The sequence below is a fragment of the Streptomyces sp. NC-S4 genome (assembly GCF_054353315.1).
Genome location: NZ_CM135937.1, coordinates 7959593 through 7982863 on the forward strand (window position 1 = coordinate 7959593; position 23271 = coordinate 7982863).

Annotated in this window: 23 protein-coding genes; 11 read left to right on the forward strand and 12 right to left on the reverse strand. The window is 73.3% G+C overall.

The genetic code is table 11. From position 1 onward, the window contains the following. The first annotated feature begins 5 nt into the window (after positions 1-5). Both ACXNSR_RS35595 and ACXNSR_RS35600 read left to right on the forward strand, forming a co-directional pair. A complete protein-coding gene (locus tag ACXNSR_RS35595; protein WP_458639447.1) occupies positions 6-1100 on the forward strand; it encodes a DUF1611 domain-containing protein in 1095 nt (364 codons plus the stop codon). After that, positions 1097-1939, forward strand: coding sequence for an SMP-30/gluconolactonase/LRE family protein (locus ACXNSR_RS35600; protein WP_458639448.1), 843 nt, complete (start codon positions 1097-1099; stop codon positions 1937-1939). Before ACXNSR_RS35595 ends, ACXNSR_RS35600 begins: the two co-directional genes overlap by 4 nt. Before the next feature lie 6 nt (positions 1940-1945). On the opposite strand, the gene ACXNSR_RS35605 is transcribed toward ACXNSR_RS35600, so the two are convergent. From ACXNSR_RS35605 to ACXNSR_RS35615, 3 genes are read right to left on the reverse strand one after another with little or no spacing between them, the layout of a single operon-like run. Next, the gene (locus ACXNSR_RS35605; RefSeq protein WP_458639449.1) at positions 1946-3145 is read right to left on the reverse strand and encodes an MAB_1171c family putative transporter; all 1200 of its coding nucleotides are present in this window, start codon (positions 3143-3145) and stop codon (positions 1946-1948) included. Next, the gene (locus ACXNSR_RS35610; RefSeq protein ID WP_458639450.1) at positions 3142-3687 is read right to left on the reverse strand and encodes a toxin; all 546 of its coding nucleotides are present in this window, start codon (positions 3685-3687) and stop codon (positions 3142-3144) included. The genes ACXNSR_RS35605 and ACXNSR_RS35610 overlap by 4 nt, the downstream gene beginning before the upstream one ends. A gap of 7 nt (positions 3688-3694) precedes the next feature. Beyond that, positions 3695-4174, reverse strand: a complete 480-nt coding sequence (locus ACXNSR_RS35615; RefSeq protein ID WP_458639451.1) for a helix-turn-helix domain-containing protein — start codon at positions 4172-4174, stop codon at positions 3695-3697. A gap of 178 nt (positions 4175-4352) precedes the next feature. On the opposite strand from ACXNSR_RS35615, the gene ACXNSR_RS35620 reads away from it, so the two are divergent. Beyond that, the gene (locus ACXNSR_RS35620) at positions 4353-5522 is read left to right on the forward strand and encodes an ATP-binding protein (protein ID WP_458639452.1); all 1170 of its coding nucleotides are present in this window, start codon (positions 4353-4355) and stop codon (positions 5520-5522) included. Next, on the forward strand, positions 5501-6178 hold the full coding sequence (locus ACXNSR_RS35625; RefSeq protein WP_458639453.1) for a response regulator: 678 nt from the start codon (positions 5501-5503) through the stop codon (positions 6176-6178). Before ACXNSR_RS35620 ends, ACXNSR_RS35625 begins: the two co-directional genes overlap by 22 nt. Before the next feature lie 92 nt (positions 6179-6270). Here the strand turns inward: ACXNSR_RS35625 and fabG are convergent, their stop codons facing one another. Next, entirely contained in the window at positions 6271-6975 is a 705-nt protein-coding gene (fabG, locus tag ACXNSR_RS35630; RefSeq protein WP_458639454.1) for a 3-oxoacyl-ACP reductase FabG, read from the reverse strand. 57 nt (positions 6976-7032) lie between these two features. Continuing rightward, positions 7033-8088 carry a ketoacyl-ACP synthase III family protein gene (locus ACXNSR_RS35635; RefSeq protein ID WP_458639455.1) on the reverse strand — a complete coding sequence of 352 codons (1056 nt, stop codon included), beginning with the start codon at positions 8086-8088 and terminating at the stop codon, positions 7033-7035. Positions 8089-8366: 278 nt separating this feature from the next. Here ACXNSR_RS35635 and ACXNSR_RS35640 point away from each other — a divergent pair, with 278 nt between their 5' ends. From ACXNSR_RS35640 to ACXNSR_RS35670, 7 genes are all read left to right on the forward strand, one after another. Beyond that, positions 8367-8639, forward strand: coding sequence for an acyl carrier protein (locus ACXNSR_RS35640; protein ID WP_458639456.1), 273 nt, complete (start codon positions 8367-8369; stop codon positions 8637-8639). Beyond that, a complete protein-coding gene (locus tag ACXNSR_RS35645; protein WP_458639457.1) occupies positions 8632-9867 on the forward strand; it encodes a beta-ketoacyl-[acyl-carrier-protein] synthase family protein in 1236 nt (411 codons plus the stop codon). Before ACXNSR_RS35640 ends, ACXNSR_RS35645 begins: the two co-directional genes overlap by 8 nt. After that, positions 9864-11036, forward strand: a complete 1173-nt coding sequence (locus ACXNSR_RS35650; RefSeq protein WP_458639458.1) for a beta-ketoacyl synthase N-terminal-like domain-containing protein — start codon at positions 9864-9866, stop codon at positions 11034-11036. Before ACXNSR_RS35645 ends, ACXNSR_RS35650 begins: the two co-directional genes overlap by 4 nt. 80 nt (positions 11037-11116) lie before the next feature. Continuing rightward, positions 11117-12184 carry an aldo/keto reductase gene (locus tag ACXNSR_RS35655; RefSeq protein ID WP_458639459.1) on the forward strand — a complete coding sequence of 356 codons (1068 nt, stop codon included), beginning with the start codon at positions 11117-11119 and terminating at the stop codon, positions 12182-12184. Between the two features lie 56 nt (positions 12185-12240). Further along, positions 12241-13413 (forward strand): MFS transporter, encoded by a 1173-nt coding sequence (locus ACXNSR_RS35660; protein ID WP_458639460.1) that lies wholly within the window; start codon positions 12241-12243, stop codon positions 13411-13413. 27 nt (positions 13414-13440) lie between these two features. Next, a complete protein-coding gene (locus ACXNSR_RS35665) occupies positions 13441-14436 on the forward strand; it encodes an AfsA-related hotdog domain-containing protein (RefSeq protein ID WP_458639461.1) in 996 nt (331 codons plus the stop codon). A 63-nt stretch (positions 14437-14499) separates the two neighbouring features. Then, positions 14500-15207 (forward strand): HAD family hydrolase, encoded by a 708-nt coding sequence (locus ACXNSR_RS35670; RefSeq protein ID WP_458639462.1) that lies wholly within the window; start codon positions 14500-14502, stop codon positions 15205-15207. 251 nt (positions 15208-15458) lie between these two features. Here the strand turns inward: ACXNSR_RS35670 and ACXNSR_RS35675 are convergent, their stop codons facing one another. From ACXNSR_RS35675 to ACXNSR_RS35705, 7 genes are all read right to left on the reverse strand, one after another. After that, entirely contained in the window at positions 15459-16298 is an 840-nt protein-coding gene (locus tag ACXNSR_RS35675; protein WP_458639463.1) for an ABC transporter ATP-binding protein, read from the reverse strand. After that, positions 16295-17389 carry a FecCD family ABC transporter permease gene (locus tag ACXNSR_RS35680; RefSeq protein WP_458639464.1) on the reverse strand — a complete coding sequence of 365 codons (1095 nt, stop codon included), beginning with the start codon at positions 17387-17389 and terminating at the stop codon, positions 16295-16297. The genes ACXNSR_RS35675 and ACXNSR_RS35680 overlap by 4 nt, the downstream gene beginning before the upstream one ends. After that, on the reverse strand, positions 17386-18372 hold the full coding sequence (locus ACXNSR_RS35685) for an ABC transporter substrate-binding protein (RefSeq protein ID WP_458639465.1): 987 nt from the start codon (positions 18370-18372) through the stop codon (positions 17386-17388). The genes ACXNSR_RS35680 and ACXNSR_RS35685 overlap by 4 nt, the downstream gene beginning before the upstream one ends. Positions 18373-18466: 94 nt before the next feature. Further along, positions 18467-19561: a tRNA (adenosine(37)-N6)-threonylcarbamoyltransferase complex transferase subunit TsaD gene (tsaD, locus tag ACXNSR_RS35690; protein WP_458639466.1), complete on the reverse strand. Its 1095-nt coding sequence runs from the start codon at positions 19559-19561 to the stop codon at positions 18467-18469. Positions 19562-19610: 49 nt separating this feature from the next. Next, a complete protein-coding gene (locus ACXNSR_RS35695; protein WP_458639467.1) occupies positions 19611-20423 on the reverse strand; it encodes an ECF transporter S component in 813 nt (270 codons plus the stop codon). Further along, on the reverse strand, positions 20420-22075 hold the full coding sequence (locus ACXNSR_RS35700; protein WP_458639468.1) for an ABC transporter ATP-binding protein: 1656 nt from the start codon (positions 22073-22075) through the stop codon (positions 20420-20422). The genes ACXNSR_RS35695 and ACXNSR_RS35700 overlap by 4 nt, the downstream gene beginning before the upstream one ends. Then, positions 22072-23268 (reverse strand): energy-coupling factor transporter transmembrane component T, encoded by a 1197-nt coding sequence (locus ACXNSR_RS35705; RefSeq protein ID WP_458639469.1) that lies wholly within the window; start codon positions 23266-23268, stop codon positions 22072-22074. Before ACXNSR_RS35705 ends, ACXNSR_RS35700 begins: the two co-directional genes overlap by 4 nt. Positions 23269-23271: the final 3 nt, after the last annotated feature.

Below are 23271 nucleotides of genomic sequence, written 5' to 3' on the forward strand. Positions count from 1 at the left end.
CGCAATTGCCTCTCCCCGCTGTCCTGTTCGCCGACGGAGTATTCGCCCATCCCGAGGGAAAGACCGTCCAGGGGGTGATCCGGCACAGTACGGTGCTCCGCCCCGTCGCGGTCGTCGACCGCTCCCACCCCCACCCGACCTCGGCATCCGTCCTGCCGGGGACGGACATCCCGGTCGTCGGGTCCGTCGCCGAGGCCATGAAATACGGCCCCGAGGCATTGGTGGTGGCGCTGACCGAGTCCGATTTCGGTGAGTCGCTCGACGGTAAGTTCCTGCACACGCCGAGAGATCCGGGCGACCTGCCGGACCTCTGGTGGGACGAGATACGCACCGCGGTACGCGGGGGCCTCCACGTCATTTCCTGTCTTCATGTGCGGCTGCTCGAAACGGAGATTGCCGGGATGCTCTCGGAAGGGCAGCGCATTGTCGACGTGAGGCGGCCGCACGACGTGCTGCCCAAGTATTCCGGACGGGTCCCCAGGAGCCGGGCCAAACTGATTCACGTCGCGGGCAGCGACTGCGTCGTCGGAAAGCGCACCACGGCTCTCCAGATACATCGGGAAGCCCTTTCCCGTGAGATCGACTCGGGCTATGTGGGAACCGGCCAGACCTGCCTGCTCGCCGGATGCACCGAAGGCGCGATCATCGACCGGACACCGGTGTTCCAGGCGGCCGGTCTCGTCGAGCACCTGGTGCAGCAGGCCGACCCCCGCCACGACCTGCTGATCATCAAGGGGCAGGCGTCCGTCATGCACCCGGCGTTCGGCGGCCTGGCGAGCGCGATCCTCCAGGGCTCGCAGCCCGACGCGGTCATCTTCGCGCACGACCCCGAGCGCGCCTCGCGCTACCACTGGGACCATCTGCCCCTCGCCGACCTGGAGACGGAGATCCGCACGGTCGAAGCCCTCGGTGGCGCTCCCGTCGCGGCCATCGCCACCCGTGGCCGGGACAGCGTGCGCCGGCTCCGCCATCTGGGACTCCCGGTCGCCGACGTCCTCGACGGTGACGGTGCGGCGGTCCTGCTGGACGCGGCCGAGGCCGTGTGGTCCCCGAGCACGGGTACGACCGGGGACGCGGGCCGGGCGGGGGCCGCGCGGTGAGCGTGGAGGTGGTGCTGCGCGCGGCGGCCGCCTTCGCCGAATGCCCGACCTGGGACCCGGCCGACGGAACGCTGCTGTGGGTCGACATGAACCGCAGCGAGGTGCACCGGCTGCGCCCCTCGGACGGCACCGACACGGTCCTGCGCTTCGCACAGCCCGTCGCCGCCGCCAAGCCCCGGGCCGGCGGCGGCCTGGTGCTCAGCATGCGCGACGGGGTGGCGGTGCGCGAGCCCGACGGTTCGCTGCGCCCGCTCGCCGACTGGTCGGCCGAAGGAGTACGGGGCAACGACGCGGGCATCGACGCGCGGGGCCGCCTCTGGGTCGGCACCATGGCCGGCCCGTCCGCCCCGGGCTGGCTGGGCCGGGTCTCGCCCCGGGGCGAGACGCACCGCGCGCTCTCCGGCACCCGCCTGAGCAACGGCATCGCCTGGAGTCCGGACGGCCGGCGGATGTACTTCGTCGACACCCCCACGTGCCGGATCGACGTGCTCGACTACGACCTCGCCGAGGGGGAGGCCTCCGCTCCGCGTCCGTTCGCCGAACTGACCGGCACGGCCGGGGTGCCCGACGGCCTGTGCGTCGACACCGACGGCGGCGTGTGGGTGGCCCTGTTCCGCGGCGGCGCGGTCCGCCGGTACACGCCCCGGGGCACGCTCGACCGGGAGATCCGCTTCCCCGCCGCGCTCACCACGGCGTGCGGCTTCGGCGGTCCGGACCTGACCGACCTCTACGTCACCACGGCTCGGCGCGCGCCCGAATTCGACGAACCCCTCGCGGGCAGTGTCTTCGTCGTGTCCGGGGCCGGACAGGGCCTGGCCGCCACGGCGTTCGCCGGCTGAGACCGCTCACGCCCTGACGGCCGGGCGGTCCGTGACGGGCCCGGCGGGCGGCGCGGCGGGTATGCGGGCGAAGGCCCGGGAGACCTCGACCAGCCAGCGCACGTCGGCGGAGAAGTCCAGGTCGTCCGGACTCATCACGGGTACCGGCCCGGCGTCGTCCGCGCGGTCGTCCTGCCGCCCGTCGCGCCCGGGCCGCGCCGCGAGGGCGGCCGCGACGCGCGCCGCCTCCCACCGCGCCCGCTCCTCCTGGCTCCCGTCCGGCCCCGGGGCGGGAGCCAGCCCGGGGGCGACCTGCCCGCCCACCGCCAGGTAGCCGTCCCGGATCTCGATCACCCGCCGGTGCAGGCGGAAGCGCAGGTCCCAGAGGGCGAAGAGATCGCTGCGGGGAGCCGGCTGCAGGGACGTCTCGGGGTGCGCCCGGTACAGGGCGTACCAGAGCGGCCGCAGCCGGCGGAAGCGCCGGTAGTCGGCCCACCAGGCCAGCACCGCCTGTACCCGCGAGCCCCACAACGGCGCCGTCCACCCGATGGTGTTCAGGGTCAGCCCCACCGTCAGGCAGGTCCGGGTGACGTCCGCCCACGCGGCCGGGTCCCATCCGCGGTGCACGAGGAAGATGTCCGCGAACCGCCCCAGGGAGTACACGAGGTCGAGGCACGCACCGACCGCCGCGGTCCGCAGCCCGCGCCGTACCCACTTGTCCTCGGTCAGCCGGGCGTAGTACCAGCACGCCTTCGCCACCACGGCCTTGCCGAGGGCGAAGGCCGTGAGGTAGACGACCTGGTAGGCCACGAAGTACGGCTGCTCCCGCGGGTGTACGAAGGTGTTCCGGGGATGCCCGTGCATCAGGGCGAGCTCGAAGAGGACGGCCATCGCCACCGGCACGCAGGCCAGCAGGGCCAGCCTGCGGCGCGCGCGGACGCGGGCCGCCTCGCGCGGGTGCAGCCAGTGGATGAGCAGCACCTGCTGGCAGGCGATCGCCGCGATGATCCACATCTGGACGGACACGTTGTACCAGGTGACCGGGCCGAAGAGCTTCCCGGTCAGGTGCGTGGGCGTGGACATGGCCAGGTACATGCCCTGGCAGCCGAAGGACGCGCACAGGGCGACGAGCGCCGCCTCCCGTCCGCGCCGCAGGACCGGCGGAAGGGTACGGGCGAACGCCAGCCAGCAGACCAGCGCGCCCAGCGGATAGCGGAGACTGTTCACGTCCGGTCCCGTCGGCGCCAGTCGAGCGAGCCCTGGATGCGGCCGAGCACCCCGTCCGCCTCGGCGGCGGCCGTGCCGGGCTGCGAGCGCAGGCCCTCGCCGAGGAGGAACGCCATCACCTCCGCCTCCCGCTCCTGGGTGTCGGAGTAGTTGTCCCGGCACAGCAGGTCCTGCACCAGCGAGGGGTCGAGGTCCGGGAAGAGGGTGGCGACGGCCGGCGAGTCGGCGGTGCCGCTGCGGTGGCCGCACAGCATGTGCGCCAGCTCGTGGGCGATGATGTGCTCCTGGTGGTGACGGCTGGTGTTCTGCTCGTAGACCACGTAGTCGGCGTCGGCGAAGGCCAGCCACAGTCCGCACGGACCCGACGCGTCCAGGGGCATGGGCAGCAGGTGGACGGGCCGGCCCCGCGTGTCGCTGAGGTGGTCGCACAGGGTCATGAGGTCGTAGGAGCCGGGCAGTCCGAAGGAGGCCAGCCGCTGCCGGCTCTCCCGGCGCAGTGCCTGGAGGTCCGACCGTCGCCGGTGTCGCTGCAGGAATCGCATGGGCTGTCTACTCCCCGGCGCCCGCCGTGCCGCCGGACTCTCTGCCCTCCGGGGCGTCGGCCGTCCCGCTGCCGCGCTCCGCCTGCCCGCGGGCGGATGCCGCCGAGTGCAGCAGACTGACCTCGCGGATGATGCGTGCCAGGTGCTTGCGGCCGGAGTCGTCCATGCTCATGGCCCGCAGGGCGATGTCGCGGACCTCGGCGTTGCCCATGGCCGAGGCGATGGCGAGCTGTGCGTCGACCCGCTCGGCGGTGTCGTCGTCGAAGAAGTACGCGGCCGGCACGCGGAAGAACGCCGCCAGCGCCTCCAGATGCCGTTTGGTGGGGTTGTCGCGCTGTCCGGTGCGCAGCTGCCACACGTACGTCTTGGAGAACGTGCCGCCGCTCAGTTCGCTGCAGCCACGGGCGACTTCCTCGTACGTGTACTCCCGCCCGTTGGTGCGGATGGTCCTGAAGAGCTTGTCGACCTTGTCGGCCAAGGGGGGCATCAACACTCCTTCTCGTCCGCCAGTGTGAACCAGCAGGGTGGGCGCGCTTCATCGTAGTTGACAGCCCGGGGGTCCGCACCTACGGTCGGATCGTTAGCTGAGATGAACAGGCGGGTGGATTCCGGCAGCCGCAGACAGTCGGCCGGTCGGTACGGGGCCCGCTTCGGGGGAGGCTTGGGTGGGAGACATCTCTGTGCCGGACCAGGGCGGCGACGCGGCCGGCCCACGGCTGAGGGAGGCGGCCGCCGAGGTGCTGGCCCGCTACGCGGACGCCCTGCGGGCCGAGGGCCATCCGCTCCTGGACCTTCCGGACCTGTGGCGGGACACCCGGGCCGGGGCCGCGCTGGTCCTCGCGGAGTGCGTCCGCGCGCTGGAGGCGCCCGCCCGGCCGCGCCCCCGCGGACACCTGGACCGCGTACGGCCCGCCGAGGCGTCCTTCCACGGGCTCGGCGCCCGGTGGGCCGCCGCGGACCTCGGACTCGCCGACTGCCTGTCCGCCATGGACCGGCTCGCGCAGACGCTCGTCGCCGCGGTGGACCCGGCGGGCGCGGTGGACACGGCCGGCCGGGGGCCGCGCGCCGGGCAGGACGCGGCGGACCTCGTGCGGGAGGTGTCCGCCCGTCACACCCGGGCCGCCGCCCAGGGCTACGAGAACCGGCTGCGGGCGCCCCGGCCGGGCCCCGGCGACGACTGCTGCGGCCGCCTGGCCCGCGAAGCCCATGACCACCTGGGCGGCAGCCTCGCGCTCGCCTTCCGCCACCTGGAGCTCCACCGGCTGCGGACCCGGACCGCGGGCGCGGGCGGTCCGGGCGCGGACCGGCACCTCGCGGCGATCCACGACGCCCTCCAGGAGGCCACCGCCGTCACCCGCGCACTGGTGAGCGGACTGCGCGAGGCCCGCGCCAGCGTGCGGGAGGGCCTCGGGGAATCACTGCGCCGCCATGCGGACCGGCTCAACCTGGCCGGACTTCCCGTCCGGCTCACGGTGGAGGGCGACGAGTCGCGGGTGCCGCCCGCCCACCGCCGGGAGATCGTCCTCGTCGTCGGGGAGTTCCTGCGCAACTCCTTCGCCCACGCCGATCCGCAGGCCCTGACGATCGCCGTACGCGTTTCGCACCACCGCGTCGCGGTCCGGGCCACGGACGACGGGCGGGGCTTCCGGTACGACACCCTGCGCACGCACGGAGGCGGACTGACGGCCATGCGCGAGCGGGTGGCCGGGATGGGCGGGCGCAGCCTGCTGCTCAGCGCTCCGCGAAAGGGCACCCGGCTGCTGCTGTGGGTGCCGCTGACCAGCGGCCACGGGCCGCACCCGGGGGAGAAGACATGGAACTCATTCGCATCCTGATAGCCGACGACCACACCCTGCTGCGCGACGCGCTGGCGGAACTCCTCGACGCGGAGGAGGACTTCGAGGTGGTGGGCGTGGCCGGCGACGCCGCGGGCACCGTGCGCCTGGCCGCCGAACTCCGGCCCCACGTACTCCTCCTGGACATCGAGATGCCCGGCAACGAGGACCCGGCCACCACCGTCCGGCACCTGCGCCGGGCCGCGCCGCAGACCCAGGTCATGGTGCTGACCATGCACGACGACCCCGGGCTGGTCCAGGCGCTGCTGCCGCTCGGCATCCGGGGTTTCCTGCACAAGACCGTGAGCCACCAGTCGCTGGCCGGCACGGTGCGCGATGTGTGCGCCGGCGGGAGCCGGGTCACCATCTCGCTCTCCGCCAGGAGCCTGGCCGCCCCCGTACCCGCGGACGACGCCCCGCTCTCGGTCCGCGAGACGCAGGTCATGGAGCTCGCCGCCGGGGGACTGAGCAACTACCGCATCGCACGCCGGCTCGACATCGCCGAGGGAACCGTGAAGCGCCACATGCGCAACATCTTCGACAAGCTGGGCGCGGGCTCCCGGGTGGAGGCGGCCAACAAGGCGGTGGAGCGCGGCCTTATCGCTCCTCCCGTGACCGCCCCCCCGCGGGCTGCGGGACCCCCGCCGGCTGCCTGACGTCGTACTGCGGGGCCCGCACGGCCTGCCCGAAGCCGTCCTGAGGTAGCACCTGGAGGGACGGCCCCGGGCGCGCGGGTCCCGCGGACGGGTCAGACGCCCATGCCGATGCCGCCGCCCACCGGCAGGACCGCGCCGGTCACGTACCCGGCCTGCTCCGAGGCGAGGAAGCGGACCGCGGCGGCCACCTCATCGGCCGTGCCGGGCCGGCCGAGCGGAGTCATCCCCATGACCTCCTTCATGCGCCGCTCGGTCAGCCCGCTGGTCATGTCCGTGTCGATGATCCCCGGCGCCACCAGGTTCACGGTGATTCCCCGCGAGCCCAGTTCCCAGGCGAGCGAGCGGGCGAACCCCAGCAGTGCGGTCTTCGCCGCGGCGTAGTTGGTCTGCCCCGGGGAGCCCAGGAAGCCCAGCGCGGACGACACCAGCACGATCCGGCCCCGGCGGGCGGCGAGCATGCCGCCCGCCGCGGCCCGCACCGTACGGAACACACCCTTCAGGTTCGTCTCCAGCACCTCGTCGAACGTGGCGTCGTCCATGCGCAGCAGCAGGGTGTCCCGGGTGATGCCGGCATTGGCCACCAGCACCTCCACAGGACCCTGCTCCTGCGCGACGGAGGCGAAGGCCGCCCGGACAGAGGCGTCGTCCGTCACGTCGCAGAGCACCCCCCGAAGCCCTTCCGGGGGCGTCCCGGTCCGGTGGCCGACCGTCACCCGGTCGCCGTCCGCGGCCAGGGCCCGCGCCACGGCCAGACCGATCCCCCTGTTGCCGCCGGTGACGAAGACGGAACGTGACATGTTTTTTCTCCTTCTGGGACACCGGGCGCTCGCCCGGTCTCGTGAACGGCGCGAAGGTCATCGCGCCGGGGACTCCACCAGCAGGCACGACCAGGTGAAGCCGGCCCCCGCGCTGAAGACGAGGGCACTGGAACCGGGTTCGGGCAGGCCCAGAGCCGTCAGGTCGGCGAGACCGGCGAGCGCGTCGCCCGCGCCCAGGTGTCCGGTCTCCCGGCCGAGGTCGAGCAGGTGCGCGCCGCCCACCTGCTCCGTCAGGACCGGGATCCACGACTCGGCCAGCGTCTTGGCCCCGAACCGGGGGAGCACGACGTGCGTCAGACGCGGGTCGCGTCCGTCCATGCCGCCGTTGGCCAGCGCCTGTGAGACGACCGTGCGGATCGCCCGGCGGTTGGACGAGGTGAACGGCAGCGTCCCGTGCGTGCGCAGGTAGGACCGCTTGGTGGCGCGCATGTCGACCCGGTCGCGATGGCCGCGGGCGACCGGCGAGAAGGGATCCGTGCCGCGGTGCATCTCCTCCAGCAGGGGGTCCGCGACCGTCGCGACCGACCGCAGCAGCAGTACGTCACCGTCCGCGGCCGGCCGGCGGAGCAGCACGGCCGTACCGGCGTCTCCGTACGCCACCCCGAAGTCGCCCGCCCAGCGGTCGAATCCGGGCTCCGCGAAGCGGTCCCCGGTGGTGACCAGGCCCAGCCGCGACCGCGCCGAAGGGCCCTGGTCCGACGAGGCCAGCCACGCCGTCACCAGCCCCAGCGCGGCGGCGCCGCCGTTGCACACCTGCTGGATGCCCACCGGCACGGCCCGCAGCGCGCCGAGGCGGCGGGCGACGTAGTGGGCGGGCGACCACAGGTCGTGCCCCTGGTAGTACATCCACGCGTGCGCCAGCACATCCAGCTCGCCGGCTTCCAGCCCCGCCGCGTCCAGTACCCCGCGGGCCGCGAGGACCGCGGCGTCGGGCGGGGCCACGGCCCGCGCGTCCGGAACGCTCTCATGGCCCAGGGCCACCGCGTCACGCTCGCGCAACCGCCCCGCGGCGACCGCGTCCGAGGCGCTGGAACGCCCCTCGGGCAGCCACAGTCCGGCCGCCACTATTCCCACCGGCTCGGTCGGTCTCATCCCCCGCACCACCTGTCCGTACATCGGGTCGTCCTCAACGCCGGAATGCTCGGGCGCCCCGATGAAAGCGCGGGCAAAAGACGGCCGGAAACCCCACCGCCCGGGGCGGAACACCCCCATGGGCGGACGGGACCGACTCCGGCGGGGCAGCACCCATGTCACTTTCGGAGTGCTTGCCGCTGCCTCCGGACCTGGGATTGGCTGGTTCAAGCCGCACCGGGAACACGTAGATCCCCTGGTTCCGGCCTCCCACAAGCAGCGATTCGAAGGGCCATCAGATGAGTGACATCGCGATATCCGAGGACCGGCGCGCACAGGTGCGGGCCATCGTGGCGGACGTCCTCGAGGTGGACCCGGACGCCCTGACCGACGAGAGCAGCTTCGCCGAGGACTTCGACGCGGACTCGCTGCTGATCATCGAGATCTTCTCGCGCTTCGAGCGCGACCTCGGCATCCGGATCCCGCAGGAGGACCTCACCGAGCTCGACGAACTGCCGAGCGCCTACCGCCTGGTCGAGAAGCACAGCACCCCGGAGGCGCTGGGTGTCTGACGGGGCCTCCGCCACCGGGCGCCGGGTCGTCGTCACCGGGCTCGGCGCGGTGAGCAGCCTCGGGCTCGGCGCCCGCGCGCTCACCGCGGCGGTCCGGGCCGGGCGCAGCGGCATCGGCCCGATCGGGCAGTTCGACGGTACGGGCTTCGAGCGCGTCCTCGCCGGTGAAGTGCGCGGATTCCACGCGGAGATGCACCTGCGGGGCACCGACCCCGCGCAGTGGGGGCGCAGCGGCCGCTTCGCCGCGGCGGCCGCGCGCATGGCGGTCACCGACGCCGGAGCGAATCCGGCCGCACTGTCCGAGGGAAACACGGCGAGCTGCTTCGGCACCACCAACGGCGAGTCACAGGTCCTGGAGGAGCTGACCCGGCAGTGGGTCGACGACGGCCTCGCCGCCCTCGATCCGGCGCTGGCCGGTCAGGCCGACGCCGGCCGGATCGCCGCCGCCGTCAGCGCCGAACTCGACCTGAGCGGCGAGTCCGTCACCCTGGGCACCGCCTGCGCCGCCGGCAACTACGCCATCGGCTACGGCTACGACCTGGTCCGCACCGGCGAGGCGGATGCCGCACTGTGCGGCGGAGCCGATGCCTCCAACCGGGCCACCCACGCGGGGTTCCACCGCCTCGGGGCCCTCGCCGCCGACGTGCCCCGCCCGTTCGACGAACACCGCGACGGCATCGTCACCGCGGAGGGCGCCGCCGCACTGCTCCTGGAAGACCTCGACACGGCGCTGGCCCGCGGGGCCCGGATCTACGCGGAGGTCCTCGGGTACGGCATGACCTGCGACGCCCGCCACATGACCAACCCGGACGCCGCGTCGATCGCCGAGTGCATCCGGCGCGCCCACCGCCACGCCGGCATCGAGCCGGGCGACGTGGACTACATCTGCGCCCACGGCACCGGCACCAGGGCGAACGACTCCACGGAGACGGCCGCCGTGCGCGAGGTGTTCACCGACGGCCTTCCGCCGATCAGCTCGATCAAGTCCATGCTCGGGCACACGATGGGCGCGGCCGCCGGTTTCGGGGCCCTCGTGTGCTGCGCCGCCCTGTCCGAAGGCTTCCTGCCGCCGAGCGCCACGCTCCGCCAGGTGGATCCGGCACTGGGACCGGGACTCGACTGCGTCCAGGGGCGGGGCCGGGCCGCCCGGCCGCGCATCGTACAGAACCACGGCTTCGCCTTCGGGGGGAACAACGCCGTGACGATCTTCGGAGAGTTCACCGCATGAGCATCGTGGACGACCAGCGGCGTCCGGCCGCCACCGCGCGGACGGTGGTACCCCTGGCACTGGAGACGGCCGGCGTGGTCAGCGCGGCCGGCCCGGGACTGCAGCCCCTCGCCGACGCACTGCGGCGGGGCACGGCGGTGGGCGGCGCGCCGCCCACCGCCCAGGAGGCGGAGGAGTACCCGCCGCTCGCCCTGCGCCCGGCGGACTTCGATGCCGCCGGCCTCCTCGGGCCCAAGGGACTGGGCCGGCTCACGCGCGCCGAACAACTGGGCATGGCCGCGTGCACCCTGGCGCTCGGACCGGTCATCGACCCCTCCGCCCCGTCCGGGACCGGGGTGGTCCTGGGGAGCGCGGTCGGCAGCACCGGCGGCGTCGGGCGCTTCACCCGGGACACCTTCGTCCAGGAACGCCCGTACATGGTCAACCCGTCGGCCTTCCCGGGTACGTTGATGAATGCCGCGGCAGGCCGCACGGCCATCCGCCACGGGCTCACCGACGTGAACGCCACCGTCTCGGGCGGACCGCTGGCCTCACTGCACGCACTGCGTTTCGCCCGCAACACGCTCGTGGCCGGGCACGCGCACCGGCTGCTGACCGGCGGTGTGGAGGAACTGTCGCCGCAGGGCGCCTGGGCCTGGCACCGGGCCGCAGCACTCGTACCCGGCACGGCGCTCGGCGAGGGCGCCGCGGTGTTCGCCCTGCGGGCCGCTTCGGACACCGGTCCGGAGACCCCGGCCGAGGCCGCCGGCGGGCGTCCCCTCGCCCTCGTCATGGCGGTCGAGACCGGTTTCGCCGCGGGCGGCCCCCTCGCCGTCGCCCGCCGCCTCACCGCCTGTGTCCGGCGTGCCCTCGCCCGCAGCGGCGTCGGCGCCGCCGACGTCGCCGTGGTCGCACCCGGCGCTGCCGGCCGGCGGGGCTGGGCGGCCGTGGAGCGACGCGCCCTGCGCGCCGCGCTCGACGACCGCGCCGGCCCGCATCTGCTCCGCGTGCAGGAGGCGCTCGGCGAGACCCATGGTGCGAGCGCCGCCCTCCAGGTCGCCGCCGTCGTCGCCCGCTGGCACGACCCTCACCTCGACATCCGCGGTGAGCGGGCCGGCCTCGTCACCTCCGTCGGCCCGGACGGCTCGGTCGGCTGCGCCGTCCTGCTGCACCCGCACGCCGGGGCCTGAGGCGTTCCGGCCCAGCCCAGGCCCCGGCCCCGATCCCCTCACCGATCCACCACCACACCACGTAAGGACGTACCCTCCCCATGCGTTACCGCTATCTCGGCCGGACCGGCCTTCAGGTCTCCGAGCTGTCCTTCGGGGCGGCCACTCTCGGCACCCCCGGCGCGTTCGGCGGACTGCCCGGCGCGAACTGGTCCCAGTTCGGCGTCAACGCGGGCGACGACGCCGTCCGCCTCGTCCACGCCTGCCACGACGCGGGCGTCAACTTCTTCGACACCGCCGACGTCTACCGCGACGGCGAGTGCGAGGAACTGCTCGGCCTCGCGCTGAAGGACCGCCGCGACAAGGCCGTCATCGCCACCAAGGCCCGCTTCCGCACCGACCCCGACGACATCAACGCGGCCGGCTCCTCCCGGCACCACCTGGTGCGCGCCGTCGAGGCCAGCCTCCGACGGCTCGGCACGGACTACATCGACGTGCTCTACCTCCACGGCACCGACCCGCGGACGTCCCTGGAAGAGACCCTCGCGGCCCTCGACGACCTCGTGCGCGCCGGGAAGCTGCGCTACATCGGCTGCTCCAACTTCGCCGGCTGGCAGCTGATGAAGGCCCTCGACATCTCCGACCGGCGCGGTCTCGCCCGCTTCGCCGCCTACCAGGGCTACTACAACCTGGGGGCCCGCGAGCTGGAGCACGAGATCGTGCCCGCCGCCGCCGACCAGGGCGTGGGCATTACCGTCTGGAGCCCGCTGGCGGGCGGGTTCTTCAGCGGGAAGTACCGGCGCGGGCAGGACGTCTCCACGGACTTCCGCCTGGCACACGAGGGCCCGGCCTCCATCGCGCCCCTCGCCGACCGCGAGCAGGCCTACGACGTGGTGGAGGTGCTCGACGGCATCGCCCGCGACCGCGGCGTCTCGATCGCCCAGGTCGCCCTCAACTGGGTGCTGAGCAAGCCCGGCGTCACGTCCGTGGTCTTCGGCGCCAGCCGCCCCGCCCAGCTCCAGGACAACCTGGGCACCGTCGAGTGGGAGCTCACCACCGAGGAGCGGCAGCGCCTGGACGCGGCGAGCGAGCGGCCCGCGCCCTACCCGTACTGGCACATGCGCGCGATCGCCGGCGACCGGAACCTGCCCGGCGACATCCAGCCCTGACCACGGCCGCGCCCGGCCCCACCCGTTCCGCAGCAGCCCGACCCAGGAGCACAGCCGTGCCCATTGCCGTCATTGCCCTGTCCCTCAGCGGTTTCGCCATCGGAGTCGCCGAGTTCATCATCGCGGGGATCCTCCCCGACATCGGATCCGACCTCGCCGTCTCCATCCCCACCGCGGGACTGCTGGTGTCCGGGTACGCGCTCGGCGTCGTCGTCGGCGCCCCCGGCCTCACCGTCCTGTGCGCCCGCACCGAACGCCGCAGCCTGCTCATCCGGCTCATGCTGCTCTTCCTCGCCGGAACGGTGCTGTCCGCCCTCGCCCCCACCTACGGGCTGCTCATGGCGGGCCGGGTGCTGTCCGCCCTCGCCCACGGCGCGTTCTTCGGCGTCGCCATGGTGGTCGCCTCCGACCTCGTCCCCGAGGACCGCAAGGGCCGCGCCGTGTCGATGGTCGCCGCGGGTCTCACCCTGTCCACGATCCTCGGCGTCCCGGCGGGCACCTTCATCGGCCAGCACTTCGGCTGGCGCTGGGCGTTCTGGATGGTCGCCCTCTTCGCCGCGGTGGGCCTGGCGGGCATCGTCTCGCTCGTGCCCCGGACCCCGGCGCCCCAGGGCACCGGTCTGCGCTCCGAACTGACGGTGCTGCGCCGCCCGCAGGTGCTGATGGTCCTGCTCACCACCGTGCTCGGCTTCGGCGGCGTCATGACCTCCTACACCTACATCGCCGAAATGGTCACCCAGGTGACCGGGTTCACCGATGACGCCGTCACCCTGATCATGGTCCTCTTCGGCGTCGGCATGTTCGTCGGCAACTGGGCCAGCGGCCGGATCGCGGACCGCGCCCCCAGGAGCGCCATGTGCGGTGCGCTGGCCCTGCTCACCCTCGTCCTCGGGGCGTTCACCTTCACGGTGCACGACAAGACGGCCACCTGCGTGACCGTCTTCCTCTTCGGCGCGGCCACCTTCGCCACCATCGCCCCGCTCCAGATGCGGATCATGACCAAGGCCGACGGCGCGCCCACGCTGGCCTCGGCGTCGAACATCGCCGCCTTCAACCTCGCCAACGCCGCCGGTCCGCTGCTCGGCGGCAGCATCATCGACGCCGGCCTGGGCTACCCCGCCCTCAACTGGGCCGGAGCCCTCGTCACCCTCGCCGGCCTGCTCCTCGCCGGCCTCGGAGTTGCGGCGGAGCGCAAGGAGCGCGCCGCCGTGCCCGTAGCCGCGCACTGAACACCGCCCCTAGGAAAGGAAGTCACCGTGGAAGCCCCCCTCCTCGACCTCGACGCGCCCCGCGGTCCCACCGCACCCCCCGGTGCCACCGCACCCGTCACCCCGGCCTACGACCGGACCGTGTCGCGCTCGCTCGTCCACCGCTGGGCCCTGTCCGAGGTGTTCCTCACCGATGCCGTCGCCACCGGCGAGGGCGTCTTCACGGCCGCCGCGCAACTTCCCCTGTCCCACGCGTACTTCCGCGACCACGTACCGGGACGGAGCTTCCACGACCCGCTGCTCGTGCTGGAGAGCTGCCGCCAGGCGGTCACCTACGCCTCACACCTCTTCGAGGCGGTGCCGCGCGACACCACGTTCATGGTCACGTCCTGGACGCTCGACATCACCGAGCCGGAAGCGCTCCGATGCGGTGAACGGCCCGGGGAACTGCGCATGGACGCGGAGGTCACCGCACGCACCCGGCGCGGCGGGCGGCTGCGCCGGCTGGCCTTCGCGATGGACCTCACGCTCGACGGCCGCCACCTGGGCCGGCTCACCATGGACACCAACTGCACGCCCACCGACCAGTACCACGCACTGCGCCGCATGCAGCGCGGCACGGCCGTCCCCACGGCCTACACCCTGCCCGCAGAGCCCGACGGAGCACCGGTCGACCCGGCCCGGGTACGCCGACTCGACCCGGCGAACTCCGTCCTCGACGCCGTGCACGGGGACGCGGCCGCCCTCACCGCCCGGCTCAGCCCCCGTACCTACCGCAACCGCAGCATGTACGACCACCCCTACGACCACGTCCCGGCCATGGTCTTCAGCGAAGCGGCGCGCCAGTGCGCCCTGCTGCTCGGCCCCGAGGACGCCGCCGCACGTGTGCTGCGGCTGTACGGCAGCTTCCTGAAGTTCGCGGAACTGGACGACGAGGTGCACCTGGTCGCCGTACGCGAGGAGGCCGACGGCCACGAGTCCTTCCGCATGAGCGCCGTCCAGCGGGACGAGACGGTGGCCGAGGTGCACGTGGCACTGGGCTGAGCCACCCTCCTTCCCCGCCTTCCCCCCTTGCTCCCTTCCCCCTTCTCGCCTCCGGAGTTCTCCGTGACCACGGCACCGCCGCCCACCACGCACGCCGTCGCCTTCTTCGACGTCGACGAGACGCTCACCACCGTCAAGACCATGTTCGACTTCTACGACTACTTCCTGGAGGCCGTCGGGCACACCCCGGAGGAACAGCGAAGGCTGCACCAGGACGCCCGCGACCTGCTGCGCCCCGGCATGCCGCGGGAACAGGGCAACCGGATCTTCTACCAGCGGTTCGCCGGCTACGGGGCCGAGCGGACGGCGGCCGTCGGCCGGGCCTGGTTCGCACAGCACCTGCGGCAGGGCGGCTTCTTCCACGAGGACGTCCTCGCCGCGCTCACGGCCCACCGGGAGCGGGGGCTGGCCACCGTCCTCGTCTCCGGGTCCTTCCCCGCGGCGCTGGACCCGGTGGCCGCCCACGTCGGTGCCGACGCGGTGCTGTGCACGCGTCCGGAGATCCAGGACGGGGTGTACACCGGGGAAGTTCTGACGACGATGATCGGCGACGCCAAGACCCTGGCCGCCCGGGAGTTCCTGTCCGGGCGCGGCATCGGCCCCGGAGAGTGCTTCGCGTACGGCGACCACGTGTCCGACCTGGGCCTCCTCCGACTCGTCGGCCACCCGGTCGTCGTCGGCGACCACCCGGACCTGCTGGCGGAGGCCGCTCTGCGCGGCTGGCACCACCTGGCGGGCGTTCCGGGCGCGAAGAAGCCCCTGTTGGCTTGATTCCGCCGGCGCGGCCGGATTGCGTTCGGGCGGGTTCGGCCCAGCAGTACACCCAGGGCGCGGGCCGCACGCCGGCGCACCGAGGGCTGGTTCGACGCCACCACCAGGGCCACCGACCCGAACTACGACTGGCGCCTGCACACCGTCCTCGACCACCCCGGTGGGCGCGACGACCCCGGTCGGCGCCGAACGCTGACCCCGCACGGATCCGCCCGCCGTCCGCCCGCCGCCCCGCGACGGGCGGACAGCGCTCACAGGGCGTGCCCGCGCTCCACTTGCCGACCGTCACGGCGGGCCTCGGGGGCCACGGTGACCTGGGGGATCCCGGTGCCCGGGTGCCGGGTCACCTCCGCTTCCACACGGTAGACCTCGGCCAGCAGATCCCGGGTGAGGACCTCCCGCGGAGTCCCGGTCGCGACCACACGGCCGGCGTCCAGCACGCAGATCCGGTCGCAGAAGGACGCGGCGAGATTGAGGTCGTGCAGGGCGATCACGGCGGTGACCCCGACCCTGCCGACGAGCCGGAGCGCGTCGAGTTGATGACGCAGGTCCAGGTGGTTCGTCGGCTCGTCCAGCACCATCGTCCCGGTGCGCTGGGCCAGCGCGCGGGCGATCAGCACCCTCTGCTTCTCGCCGCCCGAGAGACGGTCGAACGGCGCCTGCGCCAGGGCGGCGACATCGAGCTCCTCCAACGAGCCCATGATGATGTCGAGGTCGTCGGCGTCGTCCCCCGCGAAGGCGCGTTTGTGCGGGGTGCGTCCCATGGCCACCACCTCGTAGACGGTGAGTTCGAAGTCGCCCGCCGTCTCCTGCAGTACGGCGGCGAGGCGCTGCGCCAGCCGCTTGCCGGGCATCCGCCACACGTCCTCGCCGTCCAGCAGGACGTGTCCGGACGTGGGGCGCAGCACCCGGTAGAACGTGCGCAACAGCGTCGACTTGCCTGCCCCGTTGGGACCTACGAGCGCCAGCACCTCACCGGGTGCCACGTGCAGGGAGACGCGGTCGACCAGGGTCCGGCCGTTCACCACGACCGTGACGCCCTCGGCGTCGAGCGCGCCGGGTACGGGTACGGATACGGGGCCGTCGGTCATCGCGGTGCCTTTCGTCGCATCAGCCAGAGGAAGAACGGGCCGCCGACGAGGGCGGTCAGGATGCCGACGGGTATCTCCTCCGGACTCATGAAGGTGCGCGCGCCCAGGTCGGCGGCGATCAGGAAGCTCGCGCCGAGGAGGGCGGCGGCGGGCAGCGCGCGCCGGTGGTCGGCGCCCACCAGCAGACGTACGACGTGCGGCAGGATCAGTCCGACGAAGCCGATCTGGCCGCTGACCGCGACGATGGTGCCGATCATCAGGGCGACCAGGGTGAACAGGGCCCCGCGGAACCGGTGGACGTCCAGTCCCAGCGCCGCGGCGGCTTCCTCCCCGGCCAGCAGCAGGTTGAGGGACCGGCACACTCCGAGCAGGACGGCCGTGCCGACGAGCACGGCACCCACGGGGATCCATACCGTCGTCCAGGTGGTGCCGGCCAGCCCCCCGAGCATCCAGCGCAGGGCCGACTGCGTCTTCTGCGGGTCGCTGGAGGTGACGATCAGGAAGCTGGCCACCGCGGAGAGGACCTCGGCCATGGCGACACCCGCCAGCACCAGCCGTACGGTGGTCATCCGCCCGCCGGAGCGGGCCAGGAAGTACACGGCGACCAGTGCGGCCAGGGCTCCGCAGAACGCCGCCACGGGCAGCGAGAACATCCCGAACAGGGTCACGTGGAAGACGAGTACCAGTACCGCGCCGACCGACGCGCCGGAGGAGACCCCGAGCAGCATCGGGTCGGCCAGCGGATTGCGGACCAGGGCCTGCAGCGCCATGCCCGACACCGACAGGCCCGCGCCCACCACGCCGGCCAGCAGTACCCGGGGGAGCCGGACGTCGACGACGATCGTCTCGCGGACCGGTGTCCAGGTCGGATCGGCGAGGACCGGGTGGATCCGGTGCAGCAGGATCCCCCACACCTGGCCGGCCGGGACACTGATCGAGCCGACCGCGATACCGGCGGTCGCCGTGGCGGCCAGCACGAGCGCCAGGGCCAGGAGCAGCAGGGGGTAGGGAACGGACCGGCGGCGGGCCCCGGCCGCCGGGGTCCTCGCCGGAGCGACGACCGCCCCGCCCGTGTCCGTCGTCCCGGTCACCGGAAGCGGTCCGGGTGGATCTGGCGGGCCAGGGACTCCACGGCCGCCGGGACGCGCACGCCGAGCACCGTCGACGACAGGGGGAGCACCGCGAACCGCTGGTTCTTGATCGCGGGGACGTCCTTCAGCGCCGGGTTGGCGAGGAGGAACTTCTTCTTGTCCTCGACGCTCTGGTCGCCGTAGTCGTAGATGACGACGACCTCGGGCGCGCGCTCCGCCACCTGCTCGAACGACACGTCTCCGAAGGCCTTGTCCAGGTCGGCGAACAGGTTGACCCCGCCGGCCCGCCTGATCAGCTCGTTGCCGATGCCCTTGCCGCCCGCGGTGAAGGCGGTCTTGTCACCGCTGTCGTAGACGAAGAGCCTGGCCGGGGCGACACCGGCCAGTTTGCCGTCGACCCGGTCGAGGGTGCCGTGCAGCTTCTCCACCTGCTGCTCGGCCCGGTCCGGTACGCCGAAGATCTTGGCGACGGTACGTATCTCCTCGTCGACGGTGGCCATGGTCACCGGCCCGGCGGGGCACTCCTCGATGTTGAGGTGGGTGTTGATCCCGGCCTTGGCGAAGGCCGGACGGCCGCGGCCCTCCTTCTCGGCGAAGGTGGAGCCGAACCCGCCGTAGACGAGGTCCGGTTCGGCGGCCAGCAGGGTCTCGAAGGACGGGTACTCCTTCGACAGCACCTTCACCGAGTCGAACGCGGCCTGGTACTCCGGCAGGACCTTGTCGTCGAGGTAGCCCGTGCCCACCATCGACTTCTCCAGCCCGAGCGCCAGCATGACCTCCGTGGCGTGCTGGTTCAGGGACACCGCGCGCTGCGGCGGCCGTTGGTAGGTGCTCTGCACCCCGCAGTTGGACACGGTGACGGGGAACCCTTCGGCCCCGGGTCCCGATGCGGCGGTGCGGTCGCGGGCCTTGCCTCCGCAGGCCGGGACGAGCAGTACGGCGGCCACGGCCAGGAGCGCGGACAGCGGGCGTATGCCCCTCATGCGGTGTTTCCTCTCAACGGTTCTGTCGGATGGTCGCGTGCCGGACGTACCCGTCGGCGAGCGGACCGGGCGGGGCGAAGGGGGTGGGGGTCCGTCAGGAGGCCATGACGGGCGGGGCGGGGAGCGGGGTCAGGGAGGCGTACTCCAGCGGTGCGGACGGGTCGATGGACACGTTCAGCGGGGCCGGCTCCGCCCCGGAGCGGACCAGCAGGTCACCGACGGCCGCGATCATGGCGCCGTTGTCCGTGCACAGGGTCATGGGCGGGACCCGCAGTTCGATGCCGGCGGAGGCGCACCGGCGTTCCGCGAGGGCCCTGACCCGCGAGTTCGCGGCCACGCCGCCGACCACGACCAGCGTCTTCACGTCGTAGGCGCGGCAGGCGGCGAGGGCCTTGCGGGTCAGTACGTCCGCGACCGCCTCCTGCAGTGCGGCCGCTCCGTCGGCCACCGGCGGCTCCTCGCCGCGCAGGCGGTGCTTCTCGGCCCAGCGGGCCGCGGCCGTCTTCAGGCCGGAGAAGGAGAAGGCGTACGGGTCGTCCCCGGGCCGGGTCAGCGGGCGCGGGAAGGTCACGGCCTTCGGATCGCCGTCGCGGGCGGCCCGGTCGATGGCAGGACCGCCCGGATACGGCAGGCCCAGGATCCGGGCGACCTTGTCGAAGCACTCGCCCGCCGCGTCGTCGAGGGTGTCGCCGAGGTGCAGGATCGGTTCGCGGACCAGGTCCCGGACCAGCAGGAGCGAGGTGTGGCCGCCGGAGACGATCAGCACCACGCAGGGGCGGGGCAGCGGCCCGTGCTCCAGGGTGTCGGCGGCGACGTGTCCGGCCAGGTGATGGACGCCGTACAGCGGGACCCCGGCCGCGTACGCCAGCGTCTTCGCCCCCGCCAGGCCCACCTGCAGCGCGCCCGACAGGCCGGGCCCGGTGGTGACGGCGACCGCGTCGATCTGACCCAGCCGCAGTCCGGCCTGGTCCAGGGCCTGCCGGACGACGGGGTTGAAGGCGTGCAGGTGCGCGCGGGCGGCGATCTCGGGCACGACGCCGCCGAAGCGGGCGTGCTCGTCCATGCTCGACGCCACCACGTGTGCGAGCAGCCTGCCGTCCTGCACGATTCCCGCGCCGGTCTCGTCGCACGACGACTCGATCCCCAGTACCACCGGTCCGCTCACTGCGATCCACCTTCTTCTGCACATTCCCTGCAACTGCGAACTATATGCAATAAAGAGGAGAGGCTGGATCCGGTCAAGTGCGTGCGCCGGGCCGGAAATGGACCGGGGCCTGGAAGCGGGCCTTGCGGGCGGCGCGGCGGAACGTGGTCAGCACGGCCGGTGCCGCGAGGGTGATGCAGATGAAGTTGGTGACGGCGCGGCCGGTGTCCCAGCCCAGGGACGTGGCGAGGTCGAAGGCGAGGTAACGCTGGAACTGCTCGGTGAAGGGGAGGCCGGGCAGGTACGCGATGGAACTGTTGGGGTCGAGGGAGAAGGGCCAGAAGGAGAGGTTGAGGAGGAAGCCGAACAGGTAGCCGGAGACGGAGCCGTAGAGGGCGAGCATGACGATCTCGCGGCGGCCCGAGGCCTTCGGGAGGAACCCGGCGAGCATGCCGACGAAGGCGCAGCCGAACATCTGGTACGGCATCCAGGGCCCGACCCCGCCCGTGATCAGGGCGGAGGCGAACAGCGAGGTGCAGCCCAGGGTGAAACCGAAGCCCGGACCGTAGACCCGGCCCGCCAGGACGAGGATGAAGAACACCGTCTCGATGCCGGCCGTACCCGCGCCCAGCGGGCGGATCGCCGCGTTGACGGCGGACAGGACCCCGAGCATCGCCAGGGCCTTGGAGTTGATGCCGCCCTCGGCGATCTCGGAGATCACCACGCACAGCACGATCACCAGCAGCACGCCGAAGATCAGCGGCGGGGCGTAGTGCGAACCGAACGTGCCGGGCGCGACGAGGAACGGCCAGAAGAACGCGACCACCCCGAGGAACGCGGCCAGGGCGATGACGACGCCCGCCCGCGCGTTGATACGGATGGCCGCCGTGCGTGCGGCGGTGGTCATGAGGCCCGGTCCGTCTCGTCGTCGGGGAGGGCGGCGGCCACCTGGGCGACCGTCAGGTAGGGGAGCGGGGCGAGGACCTTCGCGGTCTGCGGCGCGAAGACGGGGGAGGCGACGATGATCTCGCCGGTCGGGCCGTCCGCGACGACGTCGCCCTCGGCCATGACCACGACCCGGTCGGCGGCGCGGGCGACGAACTCGACGTCGTGGGTGGAGATGACGACGGCACGGCCCTCCGCGGCCAGGTCGTCGACGATGCGGATCAGTTCCGCCTTGGCCCGGTAGTCGAGGCCCCGGGTGGGTTCGTCGAGGAGCAGGACCCTGGGCGCGGCGGACAGCTGGATGGCGAGGACGAGGGCGAGCTTCTGCCCCTCGGACAGGTCGCGGGGGTGGGTGGCGTCGTCGATCCCCGGCGCGAGGCGGTCGAGGATGGCGCGCGCCGCGGGGGCGTCCGCGCCGGCATCGGACTCCGAGTCCGCCTGGTCGAGTTCCTGCTTCACGCTCTCCAGGTACAGCAGGTCGGTGGGCGTCTGCGGGACCAGACCGACGAGGCGGCGGGCCGCGGCGGCGGACAGCTTCTGCGGGTCGGCGTACTCGCCCCCGTCCCCGGGGGGAATGTGCACGGTGCCGGCCTTGCGGGGACCGGAGCCCTGCAGGGCCCACAACAGGGAGGACTTGCCGGAGCCGTTGCGGCCCATCAGGGCGGTGATCTCGCCGCCGCGCAGGTGCAGGCCGACCTCGCGGACGGCCGGGACGCCCTGATAGGTCACCGTCACCCCACGGGCCCGCAGCAGTTCGGCCGGCTCCGCCGCGGGACCCGGCCGCACCGGCGGGGGAGTCCGGCCGGCGAGCCGGGTCCGCAGGGGCCCGGCCGCGCGGCGGGCGTCGCGGATCGAGAGGGGGAGCGGGTCCCAGCCGGCGGCGCGGCCGAGTTCCACGATGGGCGGCGCGATGGACGACGTACGGAAGATCCCGGCGGGCGGGCCGCTGACGACCCGCCCGTCACCGGGGAGGTGGATGACGCGGTCGGCGTACTGGACCACGCGCTCCAGGCGGTGCTCGGCGAGCAGGACGGTGACGCCGAGGTCGTGCACCAGGCGGGTGACGGCCGCCAGTACCTCCTCCGCGGCCGTCGGGTCCAGCGCGGAGGTCGGCTCGTCGAGGACCAGGATCCGGGGGTGGGCGGTGAGCACCGAACCGATGGCGACGCGCTGCTGCTGGCCGCCCGACAGCTCGTGCAGCGCGCGGTGGCGGAGGTCGGCGAGCCCGAGGAGGTCGAGGGTCTCCTCGACGCGCTTGCGCATGGTGGCCGGCGGGATCGCCAACTGCTCCATGGCGTAGGCGAGTTCCTCCTCGACGGTATCGGTGACGAAGCCGTCGAGCGGGTCCTGTCCCACGACGCCCACGACATCGGCGAGTTCCCGGGGCGGGTGCTCGGCGGTGTCCCGGCCGTCGACGAGGACACGGCCGTACAGGGTGCCGCCGGTGAAGTGCGGGACGAGGCCGTTGACCGCGCCGAGCAGCGTGGACTTGCCGACGCCGGTGTGGCCGACGACGAGGCACAGCTCGCCCTCCTCGACGGTGAGGTCGACATCGCGCAGGACCGGCTCGGCCGTGTCCTCGTACTGGACGGTGACCTGGTCGAAGGTGATCACTTGGGTTCCTCGGTGCGTGGTGCCGGTACCGCCGGGCGGGCGGGGGCGGTCGGAGGCGGGGCCAGGAAGCCGGCCGCGCCGGCGAGCAGGATCGCCGCGGCCGGTAGCAGCGGCAGGGTCGGCCAGCTGAGGGGATGGATCGAGGGGTTCAGCTCGGCGGCGTTGAAACCGACGTTGGTGAAGAGCAGCACGGCGGACAGCACCCCGCAGCCGGCCACCGCCCATTCCGCGGCCCGCCAGGGGTCCGGCCGGTAGGTGGTCCGGGTGATCCGGCGCCCGCCGAGCCTGAGCCCCGCGAAGCACAGCACCGACCCCGCGGCCATGGCCGGCAGGCCCAGCGGTTTCGGCGCGGTGGCGTCCAGGAGGCCGTAGGCCCCGGCGCACAGGCCGCACATGCCGAGCAGCATGAGGGCGCCGGTCAGCCGGCGGGAGCGGCGGGTGGCGGTCCCGGCCCGTCCGTAGCCGCGGGAGTCCATGGCGGCGGCGAGCCGCAGGGACCGCTCCAGGGCGTCCTCGAGGACGGGGACGATGATGCCGCGCAGGGCGCGCAGGCCCTTGGTGCGGCCGGCCCGCAGCCGCCTCGCCCGGTGGACGCGCTGGACGCTCGCCACCAGTTGGGGTGCGACGCTGATGGACACCGTGACGGCGACCCCGAGCTCGTAGAGGGCGCCGGGCAGCACCCGCAGGGCGCGCTTGGGATTGGCGAGGGTGTTGGCCGCGCCGATGCAGCACAGCATGCAGGCGAGCCGCAGCCCGTCGGTGGCGGCCGACAGCAGGGCCTCGAGGGAGACGGGTCCGCCGAGCTGGATGCCCGCGTACCAGTCGGGGGTGGGGACGTGGGGCAGGGAGAAGAGGAAGTGGTCCCGCGGGGTGATGCCGGTGGCGAAGACGGCGCGGAACAGCACACGGATCGTCACGACCGTGAGCGCCAGGTAGAGGTAGTACTTGAAGCCGCGCGCCCAGGGGGCCTCGGTGCGGCGCATGGTGATCACGTAGCCGAGGACCGCGAGGACGAGGAAGAGCAGCAGCGGATTGTTGGTGCGGCTCACCGCGGTGGCCAGGGCGAGTGCCCAGATCCACCAGGCGACCGGGTGCAGGGTACGGGGCAGGCGGCGGCCGCCCGCGTCCGGCGCGGGGCCGGACGCGGGCGGGACCGCCGCCTTGGCCGAGGTGGTGACAGTGGTGCGTGGCACGCG

Coding starts and splice junctions, on each gene's coding strand:
- ACXNSR_RS35610 (WP_458639450.1), bottom strand. CDS start 3,687: ATGCGATTCCTGCAGCGACACCGGCGACGGTCGGACCTCCAGGCACTG.
- ACXNSR_RS35615 (WP_458639451.1), bottom strand. CDS start 4,174: ATGCCCCCCTTGGCCGACAAGGTCGACAAGCTCTTCAGGACCATCCGC.
- ACXNSR_RS35625 (WP_458639453.1), top strand. CDS start 5,501: ATGGAACTCATTCGCATCCTGATAGCCGACGACCACACCCTGCTGCGC.
- fabG (WP_458639454.1), bottom strand. CDS start 6,975: ATGTCACGTTCCGTCTTCGTCACCGGCGGCAACAGGGGGATCGGTCTG.
- ACXNSR_RS35635 (WP_458639455.1), bottom strand. CDS start 8,088: ATGAGACCGACCGAGCCGGTGGGAATAGTGGCGGCCGGACTGTGGCTG.
- ACXNSR_RS35640 (WP_458639456.1), top strand. CDS start 8,367: ATGAGTGACATCGCGATATCCGAGGACCGGCGCGCACAGGTGCGGGCC.
- ACXNSR_RS35650 (WP_458639458.1), top strand. CDS start 9,864: ATGAGCATCGTGGACGACCAGCGGCGTCCGGCCGCCACCGCGCGGACG.
- ACXNSR_RS35655 (WP_458639459.1), top strand. CDS start 11,117: ATGCGTTACCGCTATCTCGGCCGGACCGGCCTTCAGGTCTCCGAGCTG.
- ACXNSR_RS35675 (WP_458639463.1), bottom strand. CDS start 16,298: ATGACCGACGGCCCCGTATCCGTACCCGTACCCGGCGCGCTCGACGCC.
- ACXNSR_RS35685 (WP_458639465.1), bottom strand. CDS start 18,372: ATGAGGGGCATACGCCCGCTGTCCGCGCTCCTGGCCGTGGCCGCCGTA.
- tsaD (WP_458639466.1), bottom strand. CDS start 19,561: ATGTGCAGAAGAAGGTGGATCGCAGTGAGCGGACCGGTGGTACTGGGG.
- ACXNSR_RS35695 (WP_458639467.1), bottom strand. CDS start 20,423: ATGACCACCGCCGCACGCACGGCGGCCATCCGTATCAACGCGCGGGCG.